The 16,405-nt window shown below is 41.0% G+C and carries 16 protein-coding genes; 3 read left to right on the forward strand and 13 right to left on the reverse strand.

Annotation, left to right across the window (positions count from 1 at the left end):
* Positions 1–136: 136 nt before the first annotated feature.
* A complete protein-coding gene (katG, locus tag P3J6_RS09900) occupies positions 137–2,317 on the reverse strand; it encodes a catalase/peroxidase HPI (protein WP_198522905.1) in 2,181 nt (726 codons plus the stop codon).
* Positions 2,318–2,954: 637 nt separating this feature from the next.
* On the opposite strand from katG, the gene P3J6_RS09905 reads away from it, so the two are divergent.
* The gene (locus tag P3J6_RS09905; RefSeq protein ID WP_138606994.1) at positions 2,955–3,836 is read left to right on the forward strand and encodes a tetratricopeptide repeat protein; all 882 of its coding nucleotides are present in this window, start codon (positions 2,955–2,957) and stop codon (positions 3,834–3,836) included.
* On the opposite strand, the gene P3J6_RS09910 is transcribed toward P3J6_RS09905, so the two are convergent.
* The 5 genes from P3J6_RS09910 to P3J6_RS09930 all read right to left on the reverse strand — a co-directional run bounded on the left by P3J6_RS09910 (position 3,833) and on the right by P3J6_RS09930 (position 8,555).
* Entirely contained in the window at positions 3,833–4,153 is a 321-nt protein-coding gene (locus P3J6_RS09910; RefSeq protein ID WP_008112665.1) for a hypothetical protein, read from the reverse strand. The genes P3J6_RS09905 and P3J6_RS09910 overlap by 4 nt on opposite strands.
* A gap of 9 nt (positions 4,154–4,162) precedes the next feature.
* Positions 4,163–4,864: a nuclear transport factor 2 family protein gene (locus P3J6_RS09915; protein WP_198522906.1), complete on the reverse strand. Its 702-nt coding sequence runs from the start codon at positions 4,862–4,864 to the stop codon at positions 4,163–4,165.
* 90 nt (positions 4,865–4,954) lie between these two features.
* Positions 4,955–5,698, reverse strand: coding sequence for a ferredoxin--NADP reductase (locus tag P3J6_RS09920; protein WP_198522907.1), 744 nt, complete (start codon positions 5,696–5,698; stop codon positions 4,955–4,957).
* A gap of 871 nt (positions 5,699–6,569) precedes the next feature.
* The gene (deoD, locus tag P3J6_RS09925) at positions 6,570–7,271 is read right to left on the reverse strand and encodes a purine-nucleoside phosphorylase (protein ID WP_008110728.1); all 702 of its coding nucleotides are present in this window, start codon (positions 7,269–7,271) and stop codon (positions 6,570–6,572) included.
* A gap of 66 nt (positions 7,272–7,337) precedes the next feature.
* Entirely contained in the window at positions 7,338–8,555 is a 1,218-nt protein-coding gene (locus P3J6_RS09930) for a phosphopentomutase (RefSeq protein ID WP_198522908.1), read from the reverse strand.
* 192 nt (positions 8,556–8,747) lie between these two features.
* Here P3J6_RS09930 and udk point away from each other — a divergent pair, with 192 nt between their 5' ends.
* A complete protein-coding gene (gene udk, locus P3J6_RS09935; RefSeq protein ID WP_008110733.1) occupies positions 8,748–9,377 on the forward strand; it encodes a uridine kinase in 630 nt (209 codons plus the stop codon).
* A gap of 17 nt (positions 9,378–9,394) precedes the next feature.
* Complete coding sequence (locus tag P3J6_RS09940) at positions 9,395–10,621, forward strand: NupC/NupG family nucleoside CNT transporter (protein ID WP_138609254.1); 1,227 nt, start codon at positions 9,395–9,397, stop codon at positions 10,619–10,621.
* Positions 10,622–11,164: 543 nt separating this feature from the next.
* On the opposite strand, the gene P3J6_RS09945 is transcribed toward P3J6_RS09940, so the two are convergent.
* The 7 genes from P3J6_RS09945 to P3J6_RS09975 all read right to left on the reverse strand — a co-directional run bounded on the left by P3J6_RS09945 (position 11,165) and on the right by P3J6_RS09975 (position 16,404).
* Positions 11,165–11,890, reverse strand: a complete 726-nt coding sequence (locus tag P3J6_RS09945; protein ID WP_232735485.1) for a substrate-binding periplasmic protein — start codon at positions 11,888–11,890, stop codon at positions 11,165–11,167.
* 236 nt (positions 11,891–12,126) lie between these two features.
* A complete protein-coding gene (locus P3J6_RS09950) occupies positions 12,127–12,336 on the reverse strand; it encodes a cold-shock protein (RefSeq protein WP_008467029.1) in 210 nt (69 codons plus the stop codon).
* A gap of 261 nt (positions 12,337–12,597) precedes the next feature.
* Positions 12,598–13,311 carry a hypothetical protein gene (locus tag P3J6_RS09955; RefSeq protein WP_055011595.1) on the reverse strand — a complete coding sequence of 238 codons (714 nt, stop codon included), beginning with the start codon at positions 13,309–13,311 and terminating at the stop codon, positions 12,598–12,600.
* Entirely contained in the window at positions 13,308–14,048 is a 741-nt protein-coding gene (locus P3J6_RS09960; protein ID WP_198522910.1) for an iron transporter, read from the reverse strand. Before P3J6_RS09960 ends, P3J6_RS09955 begins: the two co-directional genes overlap by 4 nt.
* A complete protein-coding gene (locus P3J6_RS09965) occupies positions 14,035–14,388 on the reverse strand; it encodes a cupredoxin domain-containing protein (protein ID WP_010388691.1) in 354 nt (117 codons plus the stop codon). The genes P3J6_RS09960 and P3J6_RS09965 overlap by 14 nt, the downstream gene beginning before the upstream one ends.
* Entirely contained in the window at positions 14,381–15,682 is a 1,302-nt protein-coding gene (locus P3J6_RS09970) for an ATP-binding protein (protein WP_198522911.1), read from the reverse strand. Before P3J6_RS09970 ends, P3J6_RS09965 begins: the two co-directional genes overlap by 8 nt.
* Positions 15,683–15,744: 62 nt before the next feature.
* Positions 15,745–16,404, reverse strand: a complete 660-nt coding sequence (locus P3J6_RS09975; protein ID WP_138609245.1) for a response regulator — start codon at positions 16,402–16,404, stop codon at positions 15,745–15,747.
* Position 16,405: the final 1 nt, after the last annotated feature.

The raw sequence follows: 16,405 nt of genomic DNA on the forward strand, positions 1-16,405 counted from the left end.
AGTAGGTTAAAGGATAAAGGTTTCAGATTTTAGCACTAGCTCGCGCCTCGCAGCCCGTTGCCCGTTGCCCGCAGCTCGTAACTTTCAAATAATAAAAAAAGGAGCATTGCTGCTCCTTTTTAAATACTACTCAGATTTATTTAATATCAAACCTATCGGCGTTCATTACTTTTACCCATGCATTTATAAAGTCGTGTACAAAACGGGTTTTGTTATCGTCTTGAGCATAAAACTCTGCTAATGCACGTAAAATTGAGTTTGAACCAAACACTAAATCAACCCGCGTAGCCGTGTATTTAGTTTTACCGCTTGCACGGTCAATTATGTTGTACTCGCCTTTGCTTGCAGGTTCCCAGCGGTTGTTCATGTCAGTTAAATTAACAAAGAAGTCGTTACTCAGTACGCCTACGTTGTCGGTAAATACGCCATGCTCACTATTGCCATAGTTAGTGCCCAGTACGCGCATACCAGCTAGTAACACGCTCATTTCTGGTGCGGTTAAGCCCATTAATTGGCTGCGCTCCAGTAATAGCTCCTCGGCGGATACAGCGTAGTCTTTTTTCAACCAGTTTCTAAAGCCATCATGAATTGGCTCTAATGGCTCGAATGACTCTGCGTCGGTAATATCATCAGTTGCATCGCCACGCCCTGGGGCAAATGGTACGGTTACATCAACCCCGGCCTTTTTAGCGGCTTGCTCTACTGCAGCGGTGCCGCCAAGTACAATTAAATCAGCCATACTAACAGGCTTAGTTAAGCTCAATTGTAGTGTTTCAAGTGCGCTAAGTACCTTGGCTAAACGCGCAGGCTCGTTACCTTGCCAGTTATTTTGCGGAGCTAGGCGAATACGGGCGCCATTAGCACCACCACGGTGATCGGAGCCTCTATAAGTACGTGCGCTGTCCCATGCGGTATTAATTAAGTCGGTTTCACTTAATCCACAATTAAGTAGCTTCGCTTTTAAGTCGGTTATTTCAGCGTCGCTTAAGGTGTAATCAACCGTTGGAATTGGATCTTGCCAGATTAAATCTTCGCTTGGTACATCGGCACCTAAATAGCGCGATTTTGGCCCTAAATCACGGTGGGTTAACTTAAACCATGAGCGAGCAAATACGTCAGTAAAGTACTCAAAATCGTCATTAAAACGCTCAATAATTTTACGATATGCGGGATCGAGCTTCATTGCCATGTCGGCATCGGTCATTATTGGGTTTAAACGAATCGATGGGTCTTCCACATCAACGGGTTTATCTTCTTCTTTAATATTAACCGGCTCCCACTGATGAGCACCGGCAGGGCTTTTTGTTAGCTCCCATTCGTAATTGAGCAACAATTTACAATAGCCGTTATCCCATTTAGTTGGGTAGGTTGTCCATGCGCCCTCAATACCTGAGGTCATGGTATCACGGCCAATGCCACGGGTTTTATGGTTATTCCAACCTAGACCTTGCTCGTGTACGTCGGCAGCTTCTGGCTCTGGGCCTAAGTTTTCTTCTTTACCATTACCGTGAGTTTTACCAACAGTGTGGCCACCAACGGTGAGTGCTGCGGTTTCTTCATCGTTCATGGCCATGCGGGCGAAGGTTTCGCGGACTTGATCTGCGGTTTTAAGCGGATCGGGCTTGCCATTAACCCCTTCTGGGTTTACATAAATTAAGCCCATTTGTACTGCTGCTAATGGGTTTTCCATGGTATCGGGTTTATCAACCTGGGTATATCGCTCATCACTTGGGGCCAGCCATTCTTTTTCTGCACCCCAGTAAACGTCTTTTTCTGGATGCCAAATATCTTCACGGCCGCCAGCAAAGCCAAAGGTTTTAAGTCCCATTGATTCATACGCCATATTACCGGCTAAAATCATCAGATCAGCCCATGAAAGCTTATTGCCGTATTTCTTTTTAATTGGCCACAGCAAACGGCGAGCTTTGTCGAGGTTGGCATTATCAGGCCATGAGTTAAGTGGAGCAAAACGTTGATTACCCGTACCGCCACCGCCTCGGCCATCCGCTAAACGATACGAGCCCGCTGCATGCCATGCCATACGGATCATCAGGCCACCATAGTGCCCCCAATCAGCTGGCCACCACGGTTGGCTTTGGGTCATTAAGTTTTTTAGGTCGGTTTTAAGCGCCTCTAAATCCAATGAGTTAAAAGCGTCGGCATAATTAAAGTCGTTATCGTAAGGGCTGGTTTTACTATCGTGCTGATGAAGAATGTCTAAATTCAGTGAGTTTGGCCACCAATCTGTATTGGTGTTTTCAGTTGTGGTATTACTGCCATGCATAACTGGGCATTTACCCGCTTTATGATTATCCATATTGAGCTCCTTTTTAAGTATAAATAAAAACGCCCATGCTTACCGCTTTTGGTATTCACCAGTTGGGAGCGCTGTTATTTTATTGTCATTAAATGAATGACGTGTATGGTCTCTACTTATTCAATATACGTGTAGCTGCTTTGATACGCTAGAGCAAGGCGATGCTTTAAAACGATTACAATCATTTATAAATATGATGATGCTGCCAGCAAATGAATATTAAAACTTTTTATAAATTAGATGATCGTTATTAAAAATAGCCACGTAATGTATGCTGAAGGGTTTGAAAGTGACTTAGGTTATCTTAAGTGCACAGTGGAATACCCCCCTTCGCCATGAAATTATAGTTATAAAAGGTGTATAAATTATTTATGCACCTTTATTTCTTCCCTATTTTTAACTATTTGAATTTAGTTAAGTAAAAATTCAGGTAGTGACACATACACTAGGCCCTATCTCCTATTGTTCCCTGAGATGTTGATGTAGTTTTTTCCAGCCCACCTTGGGCTGGTTTTTTTTGCCTATAATTACTGCCACCCAAGTTAATACCATCTTCCCTATACTCACCCTAGTACCAATGATGTGCGCATGTTAAAGTTAGCGAAGCGATTAATTAATTTTTTAACTAGGCATATCAATGCGTTTTTATTTTTTACTATTTATTGTTTTTATAGGTGCTTCATCTGCAGTGCAAGCTGCTGATAAAAACACCGCGACCTTGGATGAGCAACAGCAACGTGAATTAGCGCAGCTAAAAGAGCCAATGTATAAGCCATTACTTGAGCGTTATATTCTCGACGAATTAAAGTCGGTACGCCAAGATCAACAAAAACTGCGTGAAGACTTAACCAAACAGGTCACTCATGCTCAGTTAGATACCGCTGATAGGGCGCTAACTTACACAACCGACACGATTAACAATGTATTTTTTATTATCACCGCCACCGCTTCTATTTTAGTATTGGTGGGCTGGAATTCACTACGTGATGTAAAAAATAAAGTAGAAGATATAGTAAATACACGAGTTAGTGTGATTACTGACGAGTACGAAGACCGCTTGAAAATTTTAGAAGAAAAACTGCGAGTTCGCTCTGAAGAAATACTCAGTAACCAAGAACGTATATCGATCACCAACGAAGTTCATTCGTTATGGATGCGAGCCAACCTAGAAAGTGATATTGCTAATAAAATTGAAATATTCGATGAGATTTTAAAACGTAAACCAGAAGATGTAGAAGCCATTGCCTATAAAGCGGATGCGTTATTAGAGCTAAATGAGACTGAGCAAGCTATTGAGCTTTGTAATCAAGCTATTGATATAGATAGTGATTATGGTTATGCCTACTGGCAAAGAGCCTGTGCATATGCTTTAACCCATGAACATGCAGATGCCCTAGCTGATATAAAAATGTCGCTTGAGTACTCGCCTAACTTGCGAAACGAGCTACTTCACGAAAGTGCTTTTGCCAGCCTACATGATAACGAAAGCTTTAATGCTATTGTTTCAAATGAAGCCTAGCGTTTAAAGTATAAATCTATTGATTTAGAGAGCAGCTCGTCGAGCTGCTCTTCAAAGTCTTCTATGTCAATTTCAAAATGATTTAAGTACGCTTTAGCCTGCACCTGAGATAAGTTCCGGTTTTTAACGCTATATTGACGCTCATCTTTTTGCTTGTCGTATCGGGGTAAAAATAATAACTGCGCATAATAAGGCGATTTAATGTGCTTGTTCGCAAAGCGACAAAAGTCTTCAATGTGGTCTACGCCATCAGGGCCTAAGCAGCCTGGTTCTACTCGATACATTACACGAATTTTTTTCTCGTCACTTAGCTGCATAATTAATAATTACCTAAAAAATAAAACCCTAACCACTTTACCATCTTTGATCTGATAACTTGAAATAAGCTCTGAACGTTTATCTATAACGTTCGCATCCGTTGAGCAGGTTTCTGATAGCTCATGGTCTATTACAATGTCACCATGCACAATACGCTTAATTGGTGATGAGCGCAGACACTTAAGTTTTTTAAACATAATGCCATAACGTGCTATTAGTTTTTCTTTGCCTTTAAATAATAGCTCATTCGGGAAAATATAAAACTCAACATCTTCATCATACATGCGAATAAATTCTTCAATGTTACGCGCATTGTAAGCGTTTACTAATTGCTCAACAACAGCAAGTGACTCACGCGACTGTTTTGCTTTGGCTTGTTGCCTTGCTGTGAGTGCTTCTTTCGCTTGTGTGACTGCTTGCTCAGCTTGCGCAACAGCCTGTGCTTTATCAGCTTTACTATTAGGCTGCTGTGCGGGCTTTGTTGATTCACTGCCCAGTACTTGAGAGTCATCTGCTTTTACTTTCTCAACAACCGGCTTTTTTGGTGTATTAGCCTCTTGGCTTAATGTATCAAGCGCGTCTTGTTGCTGCTGTGCGTTTTTTTGCTGTGTTTGTTTAGTCTCGTCCAGCTGTGTTGATTGCTCTATAGCATGACTATTTAACGTGAAAGCGGCCAATAAACAGGCACAAATAATAAATAAAGATTTCATGGATTTCCTAAGTACAAAGACTAAATGCAATTAAAGCGCAACATAGCAAATTTTAGGCCTCTGAGATAGTTATTATAACGTTATAACTCACTACCAATACTGCTCAACAGTGATATGCCCCGGCTCTTTTCGGCGATTACGCTTATAGTTTTGAGCCAATAATAATTCTGTGGTGTCTTTAACCATTTGCGGATTACCACACAACATAAATTGCGCGTTATTTGGTGTGGCGCATAATCCAACGTGCTCATATAAAGCGTTGTTTTCAATCACTGTGGTAATTCTACCAGCTAAGCCCTGTAAAGGCGCCTCACGGCTAACAACCGGAATATAGTTGAGTTGACTAGTGTATAATCTTTTTAGTTTGCCAATAAGCTCCTGATAGCTTAAATCGCTATTTTTCCGTACCCCATGCACTAAATTTATGTGTTGATATTTTTGCCATACTTCGCTCTGCTGTAGCATTGATAAAAATGGCCCAATTGCTGTGCCTGTACTCAGCATCCACAATTGCTCACTTGCTGGCACTTCATCTAGAGTAAAAAAACCAGTTGCTCGGCGCTCTATTAATACGGTGTCACCTGGTTTGAGAGTGGCTAAATGAGAGGATAGTAAACCATCAACCATGTTAATGAGGTAAAACTCTAAATCAGGACTTTGAGGGGCGTTAACATAAGAGTAGGCGCGAGCTATACGTTTATCACCGTCCATAATAGAAAGCTTTGTAAATTGCCCTGCTTTAAACGGCTCTACATCAGCGTGAACGGTTATGCTAAATAACGATTCATTCCACCATTTGACTGACTTTACTGTCGCATCAATCCAATTAGACATAGTTACTCCAGAGTTTAAGACGTGTTTTAGCTATCAGCTAAAACTTTAAAATTGTTCATTTTAAAGGCAAGCTTTATAACTTAAACATTAGCATTAAGTTATAAATACTGACAGGGAAATAAATGGGAACACAACGGGCTACGGGCTACGGGCTACGGGCTACGGGTTTCGAGTATCGAGCAACGAGCTAGTGCTAAAACCTGAGATCTTTAATCTACTCTTTCAGCGCAGCGTCTCTTTGCCCTCTTTGTGAATAATGACCTTGCGCGGCATAAAGCTCCGCCTACAGTAAATTTAGAAGTTAACCATATCAGTAGGCGGGAGTTTACCTCGCGCATTTGTGTTTAATATCCTAGACCTGACGCGATATAAAATCGCTGCTACGAAAGGCACTTACTGCTAAAAACAATTTTTCACCACAGAGGGTTCCGAGGCGCTTTGCGCTACACAGAGGTGGATTGGTATTTTTTAAGCATTTCTCTGTAAACTCAGTGTTCTCGGTGGTAAATATTTTTTAATTAATGACCTTGCACGGCATAAAGCCCCGCCTAAAGTAAATTTAGAAGGTAACCAGATCAGTAGGCGGAAGTTTACCTCGCGCATTTTAATCTGACATCTAAAGTCTAATTTCTTGTTTAAACACAGAGAAGTGAATGAGAGTAAATGAGAAAACAACGGGCTTCGAGTGACGAGCTGCGAGCTAGTGCTAAAACCTAGGAACATAAAGCTCGTAGCCCTTAGCCCGGTGCTCGCACCTAAATTTCAGGCATAAAAAAAGCCGCATAAAATGCGGCTTTGGGGGTTTAGTCTCACTTCACTTTGGGCGTGTCTCCAAAACTTAGTGAATACGTTACCAAGGAACTGTTTAAGATTAAATTGACTCTAATGCAATTTTTACCATTTCGTTGAACGTGGTTTGACGCTCATCGGCAGGTGTTGCTTCGCCGGTGATCACGTGATCGCTTACGGTAAATAATGCCATTGCTTTTGCGCCGTACTCTGCTGCTACGCCGTATAGGCCAGCTGTTTCCATATCAACCGCAAGTACACCTAGTTTGTCTAGGTCTTTGTAGAAAGTGTCATCAGCTTGATAGAAAGTATCGGTAGTAAATACATTACCTACTTTTGCATCAATGCCTAAATCTTTAGCCGCATTAACGCCGTTTAAAAGTAAATCAAAGTTAGCAATCGCTGCAAAGTCAGTACCACGAACACGGGCACGGTTCACGTTAGAATCAGTGCTTGCACCTTGTGCAAAGATTACGTCGCGAATTTTAATATCGCTGCCAATACCACCACAGGTACCAATACGGATAATATTTTTAACGCCAAAACTAACAATAAGCTCACGAGCATAAATTGACATTGAAGGAATGCCCATGCCAGAACCCATAATGCTCACTGGCTTACCTTTGTAAGTTCCAGTAAAGCCGTACATGTTACGTACGCCGGTTACTTGCACTGCATCATCTAAAAAGTTTTCAGCAATATATTGTGCGCGTAGCGGATCGCCTGGCATTAATACTGTTTCGGCAAAATCACCTACGTTTGCACTGATATGCGGAGTACTCATTGATTGTTTTCCTTTTGTTTGGCTAAAAGCCCTATTACTTTAAAAATATAGTAGCGTATTTTTAAATTACTTAACTGTATTTAGCTTATCGACGAAGCCATCACCATACTCTAACGCTTTTAGGTTAAACCATTGCGCAAGTGTTTGACCGATATCAGCAAAGCTATTGCGCTCACCCAGTGGCGTGTTGTTCATTCCTGGCTGATAAGCAATAACTGGCACATACTCACGAGTGTGCTCTGACCCTGGAAAGGTAGGGTCACAGCCATGATCGGCGGTGATCATTAATAAATCATCTGGCTTTAGCTGATCTAAAATAGTTGGTAAGTAATCATCAAACTCTTTTAGCGCTTTAGCATAGCCAACAGGATTTCTGCGATGGCCAAACTTTTCATCAAAATCAACTAAATTGGTAAAAATCAAACTGTGATCCTGCGCAGTTGCCATCACTTCACTGGTTTTTTCTAGCAAGTTCATTAACCCTGGTGCTTTATGCTTTTGGGTAATGCCTTGGTGCGCATAAATATCTGAAATTTTACCAATACTAATTACTTCGCCACCGTCTTTTGCAAGTACATCAAGCAATGTTGGCGAAGGTGGTAATACTGAATAATCACGACGATTACCGGTTCTGGCAAAGTCTTGACTATTTGAACCCAAAAATGGCCGCGCAATCACTCGTCCTATATTCATTTCATCAAGCAGCGCCCGTGCGATTTCGCATACTTGATAAAGCTTCTCTAGGCCGAATGATTCTTCATGCGCGGCTATTTGAAACACACTGTCAGCTGAGGTGTAACAGATTGGTTTACCTGTTTTTACGTGCTCTTCACCTAGCTGCTCTAAAATGGTGGTTCCCGATGCATGGCAATTGCCTAAAATGCCCGGAATACCTGTACGAGCAATAAACTCGTCTACAAATTCTTGTGGGAAACTCGGTTGTGTTTTTGGGAAATATCCCCAATCAAATAACACCGGCACGCCAGCCATTTCCCAATGTCCCGATGGCGTGTCTTTTCCGCTTGAAAGCTCTTTTGCATAACCCCACGCGCCTTGTGGCTCATTGCGATCAGCAATTAAACAGGGTTCTTTACCAGCGGCTTCACATGCATCTACTAACCCTAATTTTGAAAGGTTAGGAAGCGAAAGCTTGCTGCCAGTTTCGTCATAATATGCCTTGAGTAAATGTGCGAATGTATTAGCACCTACATCACCGAATTTATCTGCATCGGGTGCTGCGCCAATTCCTAAACTATCCGCCATTAAGATAATTGCTCTTGCCATTGTGACCTCACATCTGTTCTAGGTGGTTACTTTATCCGCTCTTCGATTTTTCCGTACAGGACATAAGTCCTGTTTCATAAAACCTAAACATTATAAATTTGCACTCTTAAGCGAAGCAAAAGAGATTAATCGTGTCTTTTTTGCTATTGTGATCTACCAACAATATATCCTTCTGTGTGGGTGAGAACTTTAGTGACACGAACTATTATAGCTATTGCAGGCGCATCGGCGTCCGGCAAATCTCTATTTAGCCAAACAATATACAATGAATTGGTGAATGAGCTTGAACCAGGCGCTATCGCCATTATTGAAGAAGATGCTTATTACAAGGATCAATCGCATTTGCCGATGGCACATCGTACGCAAACGAATTACGACCATCCTGATGCATTTGAACACGAATTAATGCTTGAGCATTTAACACAACTTCGTAATGGCCACTCAGTTGAAGTACCAACTTATGATTATGCCCAACATACACGCAGCGATAAAACACGCCGTGTGGCTTCGGCTAAAATACTCATTGTAGAAGGTATTTTATTACTGAGCGATAAAGCACTTAATAAAGAATTTGATATTAAGGTGTTTATAGATACACCGCTAGATATTTGTTTAATGCGCCGAATGCAGCGCGACATGGAACAAAGAGGCAGAACATTACAATCTGTTGTTGAGCAATATCAAGCAACTGTTAGACCGATGTTTTATCAATTTATTGAGCCTTCAAAGCATAACGCTGATTTAGTTGTGACTCGAGGCGGTATGAATCGCGTTGCGATTGATATTATAAAAAGTAAAATAAAATACATTTTACAAGAATAACAACGGGAAACGTTTGTATGACAACATTTATGAGCTTAGTAGGCATGATGGTGCTACTAGGCATTGCCTTTGCGGCTTCAACTAACCGCAAAGCAATTAGTTTAAGAACCGTTGGTATAGCGTTTGCTATGCAAGTCGTTATTGGCGGTTTTGTTCTGTTTTTTGAAGCAGGCAAAAATGTATTAACAAGCATGTCAGCAGCTGTTTCATCGGTTATTGGTTATGCAAATGACGGTATTGGGTTTTTATTTGGTCCGCTAGCGTCTCAAGATACGCTTGGTTTTATATTCGCAATTCAAGTATTGCCGGTTATTGTGTTTTTCTCAGCGCTTGTAGCTGTTTTATATCACCTTGGCATTATGGATTGGATAATTAGAATTTTAGGCGGTGGTTTGCAAAAGCTTTTGAAAACCTCGCGTACAGAATCGCTTTCAGCAACGGCCAATATTTTTGTGGGCCAAACTGAAGCACCGCTAATAGTTAAGCCATTTATAGCAACAATGACTAAGTCTGAATTGTTTGCAGTAATGGTAGGTGGTTTAGCCACTGTAGCAGGCTCTGTAATGGCCGGTTACGTAATTATTGGTGTAGACCTTAAGTATTTAATTGCGGCAAGCTTTATGGCCGCGCCGGGTGGTTTTTTAATGGCAAAAATGATTGTGCCAGAAACAGAAACTCCTAAAGATAACTTAGCAGATTTAGATTTAAGTGATGATGATAAACCAGTTAATGTAATTGATGCAGCAGCATCAGGCGCAGCTAACGGCATGCATCTAGCACTTAACGTAGGTGCAATGCTACTTGCCTTCGTGGCGTTAATTGCTCTACTAAACGGTTTATTAGGCGGCGTTGGTGGGTGGTTCGATTACCCAACATTGACGCTTCAAGAAATATTAGGCTATTTATTTGCTCCTGTTGCATGGTTACTCGGTGTACCGTGGGATGAAGCAATTATAGCCGGCAGCTTTATTGGTCAAAAGATAGTAGTAAACGAGTTTGTTGCTTACTTAGACTTTATAAATTATCGCGATACGTTAAGTGCTCACACGCAAGCAATTGTTACTTTTGCATTGTGTGGATTTGCTAACTTATCATCGATAGCCATTTTACTAGGTGGATTAGGCGGTATGGCGCCTAGTCGGCGAAAGGATATCGCACGCTTAGGGCTCAGAGCAGTGTTAGCAGGATCTATGGCTAACCTTATGAGCGCAGCAATTGCTGGGTTTTTCCTCTCGCTAGCTTAGAAACTTAAAGAGATGATCCATCTGTTGCAAAACAATAGGATAGCGCTTTAAGGGGTTAAAGCACTATCTGACTTGAACGATACTTCACCAAGGGCCGCAAGGCCCTTTTATCGTTTTAGCACCTCTACTTTCTAAATCCTCAACAACTCGCCCCCCAAAATTATGCTTTGCTTAACCTTCATCCATGCACTCCTTAGCCATCATTGCACTTATACCAATCCGCAATAATACTTAATCATTTTGCGGGGCTAAACGTGTCGCTACCTGTGTTAAAAAATTCTCATTTAGAACAACTAAATAGCGAATTTTTTGCCTAGCTATCAACTCGTTTTTCCAGCCTCAAAATAGACCACTTAATTAAGCGAATTGGTATTACTAAAAAATATGAACAACTGTGTAACTGCAGAAGCATTTAATTGTCAGCCCTTTACAAAAGGCGCTTGAGAGTGCGAAGTTAACAAGGATGAATGGCTGTGAAGAGGTAATATAGGCATTATTAAGCGGGAACTTTTTGAGCTTTTCTGTGCTTGGCCGATCTAAGCTTTAATTTTTTACATAACGGTTAATGTAAGGTTCATAGCCAGACTCTGCTTTAAGTTGCTTTAGAGCTTGATTAAAACGTTCTACGATCACAGGTGAAGCGGCTTTATTAAAACCAATATGATTGCCTTTAAGTTCATCTACATGAATTTGTTCGAGCTTCACTAAATCATCTCTAGAGTAGCCAAACGGCTCAGTTTGATGGTCAATGGTAAAGTTAGATCCAATAATTAAATCGATACGTTTTTTAAAAAACAGTCGCATAAACGAGTCAGTGTCGCTAAATAGCAATAAGTTTTTATCAGCTACAAACCCAAGTCGGCGCACCAGCATTTCATAAATATCGCCACGCACTATGCCTAACGAATAGTTTTTAGCTTGGGTGATATCGTCCATCACAATATGTTCGCTGGTTTTTAATTTATAAAAATAGGTTTGATTTGACACCAAGGGTCCAACCCATTGAAAAAGAGGTTCTCGCTCTTGCGTTTTTGCCAAAGAAATAATGGCTGACTGTGGGTTATTTTGCACTAAGTGGTAAGCGCGCTTCCAGGGTAGCATAATAAACTCGCACTCTAGTGCAGCACGGACACAGGCATCTTTTACTATGTCATGATTAATACCCGCCAATTGGCCAGCACTACTTTGAAAGTTATACGGAGGAAAACTTTCGGTATAAATAACCAGCTTAGGCTCAGCAGCCTGAATTTTTTGGCTAAATAACAGCACAAAAGCTAATAATATAAATTTATAGATACACACCCCCTGTGGTTTAAGTAATAACTTTAACCTAGAAAACTCGTAGAGACTATTAATTTATAACGCTGTTTGTAATGTTAAAATAGCAGATGACGTAAATAGCAATAAAATGACGGGAATGTTAAAGCGGTGGTGGGATGTTCTTAAATTTTGGGCACAAAAAAAGCGCCTTAAGCGCTTTTTTTCATTTTACTCAAAAAGTAAAATTATAGAGCTGTGATGTTATCAGCTTGAGGACCTTTTTGACCTTGTGAAAGAGTGAACTCTACACGTTGGCCTTCAGCTAAAGTTTTGAAACCTTCGCTTTTGATTGCTGAGAAATGTGCGAAAACGTCTGGACCGTTTTCTTGCTCGATGAAACCAAAACCTTTAGACTCGTTGAACCACTTAACTGTACCTGATACGATGTTAGACATAGTATTATTCCTGATATAAAAAATTAAATTGTGCCCTAATGGGCGGTGTAGCAAAAAATGAGATGGTACTTAAAAACTTCAGGACGGTACTACAAGTATTACTTATACAACAACGAAATGGAGATTTATAAATTATCATGCTTTCTTTCTAGCTGCGCCCTACTATATAGAGTTACAGGGGTAAGTCAACACTTTATGTGATTTAATTAATAAAATAATCTTCGTAACTCACTTTAAATGTTAAGCACTTGTTTAAGCAGCTTAAAATTCAAATTCTAACGCCATTCTAAAGCTATGATTCTTCTCTGACTGGCTGATTTCAGTAATAAAACCGGCTTCCCACTTTAATTGTTTTTGTCCATCAAAGCGATGCAAGCCTATAAAACCAGGGCCAATACCCACAAAGTCTTCACCAAGATACACCTCAACCGCGGGCTGAAAAGCAGACAAGTATCGGTAGCGATACTGCGCTCTAAACTCGCTTTCCCATTCGTTCTCTATATCTTGCCCCCATTCGTATACTAAAAAAGCATTCATGGTGAGGCTTGCACGACCAAACTCTTTTTCAATTACAAAACCAGAGGTTGCTTCGTATGCGTCGGCGTCATGCTGTTTTTCAAATTCAAATAACGCGCCCCAATCGGCCCATAACCGGCCTTGCTCTATTAGTTGCCATCTAAGCTCCAATTCATACGCTTGCAAGCCAAAGTCACCGTTATCATCGCGCTCACCCACGATGTAGCCTTCCAATGCCATAGTGTCGTTTATTGCGCCGCCTAAGCCAACGCGCTGCGCTAAAATATTACCACTATCAGTTTGATGCGACACAAGCCGCCATTCTAGCTCGCGCTCAAACGGCAACACATACGGATGATAAACTTTATCTACTACTATGCCATCAGCATAAACGAGCTTAGGTATTAATAAACAAAAACCAATTAATACAGTGGCTGCAAATAGGTTTATTGCTTTCATGATTTTTCCTTAGTGATTAATTTAGGAATAAAATAACAAACAGATAAAAATAACACGCTACTCAACGCATAGCTTAAAACACTGGTTAAATTAGGCGTAGCCTCATAACCAATCAGAGCGCGCAATACTCGTCCAAACTCTGAGTTTTCGGTTAAAATGGCACGTAAATCCCATACAGTTACCGTTGTTGCTATCAAATCAATTTGGCTCGCCAAATCAAGCGCCACAACTAGTTTTGCCGCACTATTTAATGCTAACAATACCAATAAAGGGGTAAGTCCAAAGCGCTGTTTGATTGCACTCAATAAAAAATACAACAACACGCTAAAGCTGCTGCATATTCCCAAACCTAAAAAAGTGCCAATAAATAAACTTTGTGCCGCTTCGTTGTTTTGCCAAAAGCCAATCAGGTAAATAATGTAGTGACTTAAATAAAGTGTCATTACGCTGATAATCGCAATCATAAAAGCAGCTGTTGCCTGTTTAATGGCGTAGTACAGTGCACTAATAAAAATTAAAATACACAAACCAATTTGGGCATATTCTAAACCCTGATAGTCAAACAAGGGGCTAATTAACGGCGCACTTTTTACAAACAAAAATGAAAGCCCGATCCCTAAAGTTAGCCCCCCCAGCAATTTCATTAAGCTTTGCTTGGCTACAACTTGAAGTAAAATAAGTAAAATGGCCACCGGCAGTAACTGGTTTAGACTCATCACAAGGCTAGTTATTAGCATTAGAGCGCTCCTTTTCAGTCACTATGACAGCACCACGCGCCGTATTGGGCGAAAACTCGCCAAAAAATTCATAACGCCCAGGGATTAACGGCCCGATATAAATAACGCTTTTGCGCTTAGGGTAAAGTACTTTCTCTCGATTGAGATCGAAACTGTCGAATTCCTCAGGCGTACTATCTTGATTTTCGATTAACAAGCGTACCTTTTTATTGGCCGGTACGACGATTTCTGCGGGGTAAAACAAATGATCTTTAAGTACAATAAGGTAGTCTTTACTGGCGGCGTTAAATGATAAAAATACACAACAATATAAGTAAGGCCTAATAAGTCGTTTAATCACATTTAGCTCCTGCAAAAACTACCTGTACTTTTAAGCCACCCAAATCACTATCCGTTAAGTGAATTTCAGCGCGATAAATAGCAATAATATGCTGCACTATTGCCATGCCCAAACCCGCACCTTGTTCACCCGAAGGGTGTTGGTCACCGCCAACACGATAAAAACGGTTAAATATCCGTTGTTTTTGATCGTCCGTCATACCTGGGCCACTGTCTTCTATTTGCCAAATACGCTGCTTGTGCATCTGCTTTAGCGTTATTTTTATTTGTCCATTGGCTGGTGCGTACTTTATGGCATTGCTAAGTAGGTTTGAAATCAACGTCACTAAGGTAAATTCATCACCGTTAATGATAAAGTCATCTCCCTCAAGACTAATAGTGTGGTTTTTAGCCTCTATTTTTTCATACAACTGGCTAACACCTTCTTGCGTGATCGCTAATAATGACTGCTCCTTAAACTGTTTTTGCCACTGCTCTGGCTGAGTACGCCCTAGTATTAGCATTTGCTCTACTATATTGGATAGTCGGTTAATACCTTGAGTCATGGCTTGTAATTCTTGGTTATCGCCTTGTTGAGCAGCCAAATTATGCACATTAATTTTTAAACTGCTCAGGGGAGTACGTAATTCATGTGCCGCATCAGAGGCAAAAAAACGCTCTCGTAAATAGGCGGTTTCTACGCGTTTAAATAAATCGTTTAAGCGGCTGATCACCGGTTTTATCTCTTCATCAGTCACCTGCCAATTGATCGCAGTGAAATCATTTGCTTGGCGCAGAGCTAACTGTTTTGATAAACGGGTTAATGGTGCCAGTGCATATTTAACAAAAAAGCTAATAAATAGCGCAAGCAAAGGAACCGCCCAAAGCATAGGCAACATGGCTGATAAAATCACCGCCTCGGCAAGTTCAAACCGCTTAGCAATCGGCTCGGCAACAACCACGGTGCGTAAAGAAGTGACAAAAACGAATACCCGCATTCGCTGCCCTGCAATATTAAGCGTTTGAAAACCCGCTTGATACTGGCTCAAATCAAGATTTAATTCGTCAGAGCCACTAAGGAGCTCACCAGCTTGCCAAATTTGATACAGTAACTGGGCGCTTTCTTGCATTTTTGGCGCCATGGCGTTTATAGATAAAGGCTGTTGCATCAACACTCCAGCGACCACTTTTAGCTCACTATCAAGTAGTTGCTCACCATGGCTCATACTTTTTTGGTAGCCTTTGACTAAAGCTAAAAAGCACGTTAACACCATCATTGATAGTAAAATAAGAGTTAAACGCTTACGAATTGACATAGAGTATGGTTACCTTTGTAAATTCAAGTTTGTGCAATCTAGGGGCGTTTTAATCACGTGAGCTATCTCTTTCCCACGACATAACCAATACCACGGAGAGTTTTAATAAAATCGCTGGGGAATTTTTTTCGTAGGTGATGAATATGCACTTCAATGGTGTTAGAGCCAACCTCTTCACCCCACTGGTACAGCTTGTTCTCTAACTGCTGTTTAGATTGCACGCGACCTTGGTTTTCCAATAGTGCCTTTAGCAGCATGTATTCTTTTCGTGGCAGAGAAAGCGGTTCATTGGCTAAAGTGACCGTGTGTGCAGACGTATCCATGGTCACTTCACCACAGTGTAATAAACTTGACTGAGTTTGATTTACTCGTCGGCTCGCTACGCGCAAACGAGCAAATAATTCGGCTGGTTCAAATGGCTTAGCTAAATAATCATCAGCGCCCATATCAAGCCCTTGCACCTTGTCATCTATGCTACTTCGTGCAGTTAGTATAACCACCGGAATCACTTTTTTTTGCGCTTTTATGTGCTTTAGAATTTGTGAACCATCACCATCGGGTAAACCTAGGTCAAGTATAACCAACTCTATTTCACCACTGCCTAAGCATTGCAATGCATGCTTAACCGTTGCGCTATGCTCTACACTGTAGCCTTCTTGGCGCAATGAGCGGCAAAGCCCTTGCGCCACAAGATGATCATCTTCAACTAATAATAAATGCATT

The organism is Pseudoalteromonas sp. 3J6, assembly GCF_903995135.1.
In the GTDB taxonomy this organism is placed as follows: domain Bacteria; phylum Pseudomonadota; class Gammaproteobacteria; order Enterobacterales; family Alteromonadaceae; genus Pseudoalteromonas.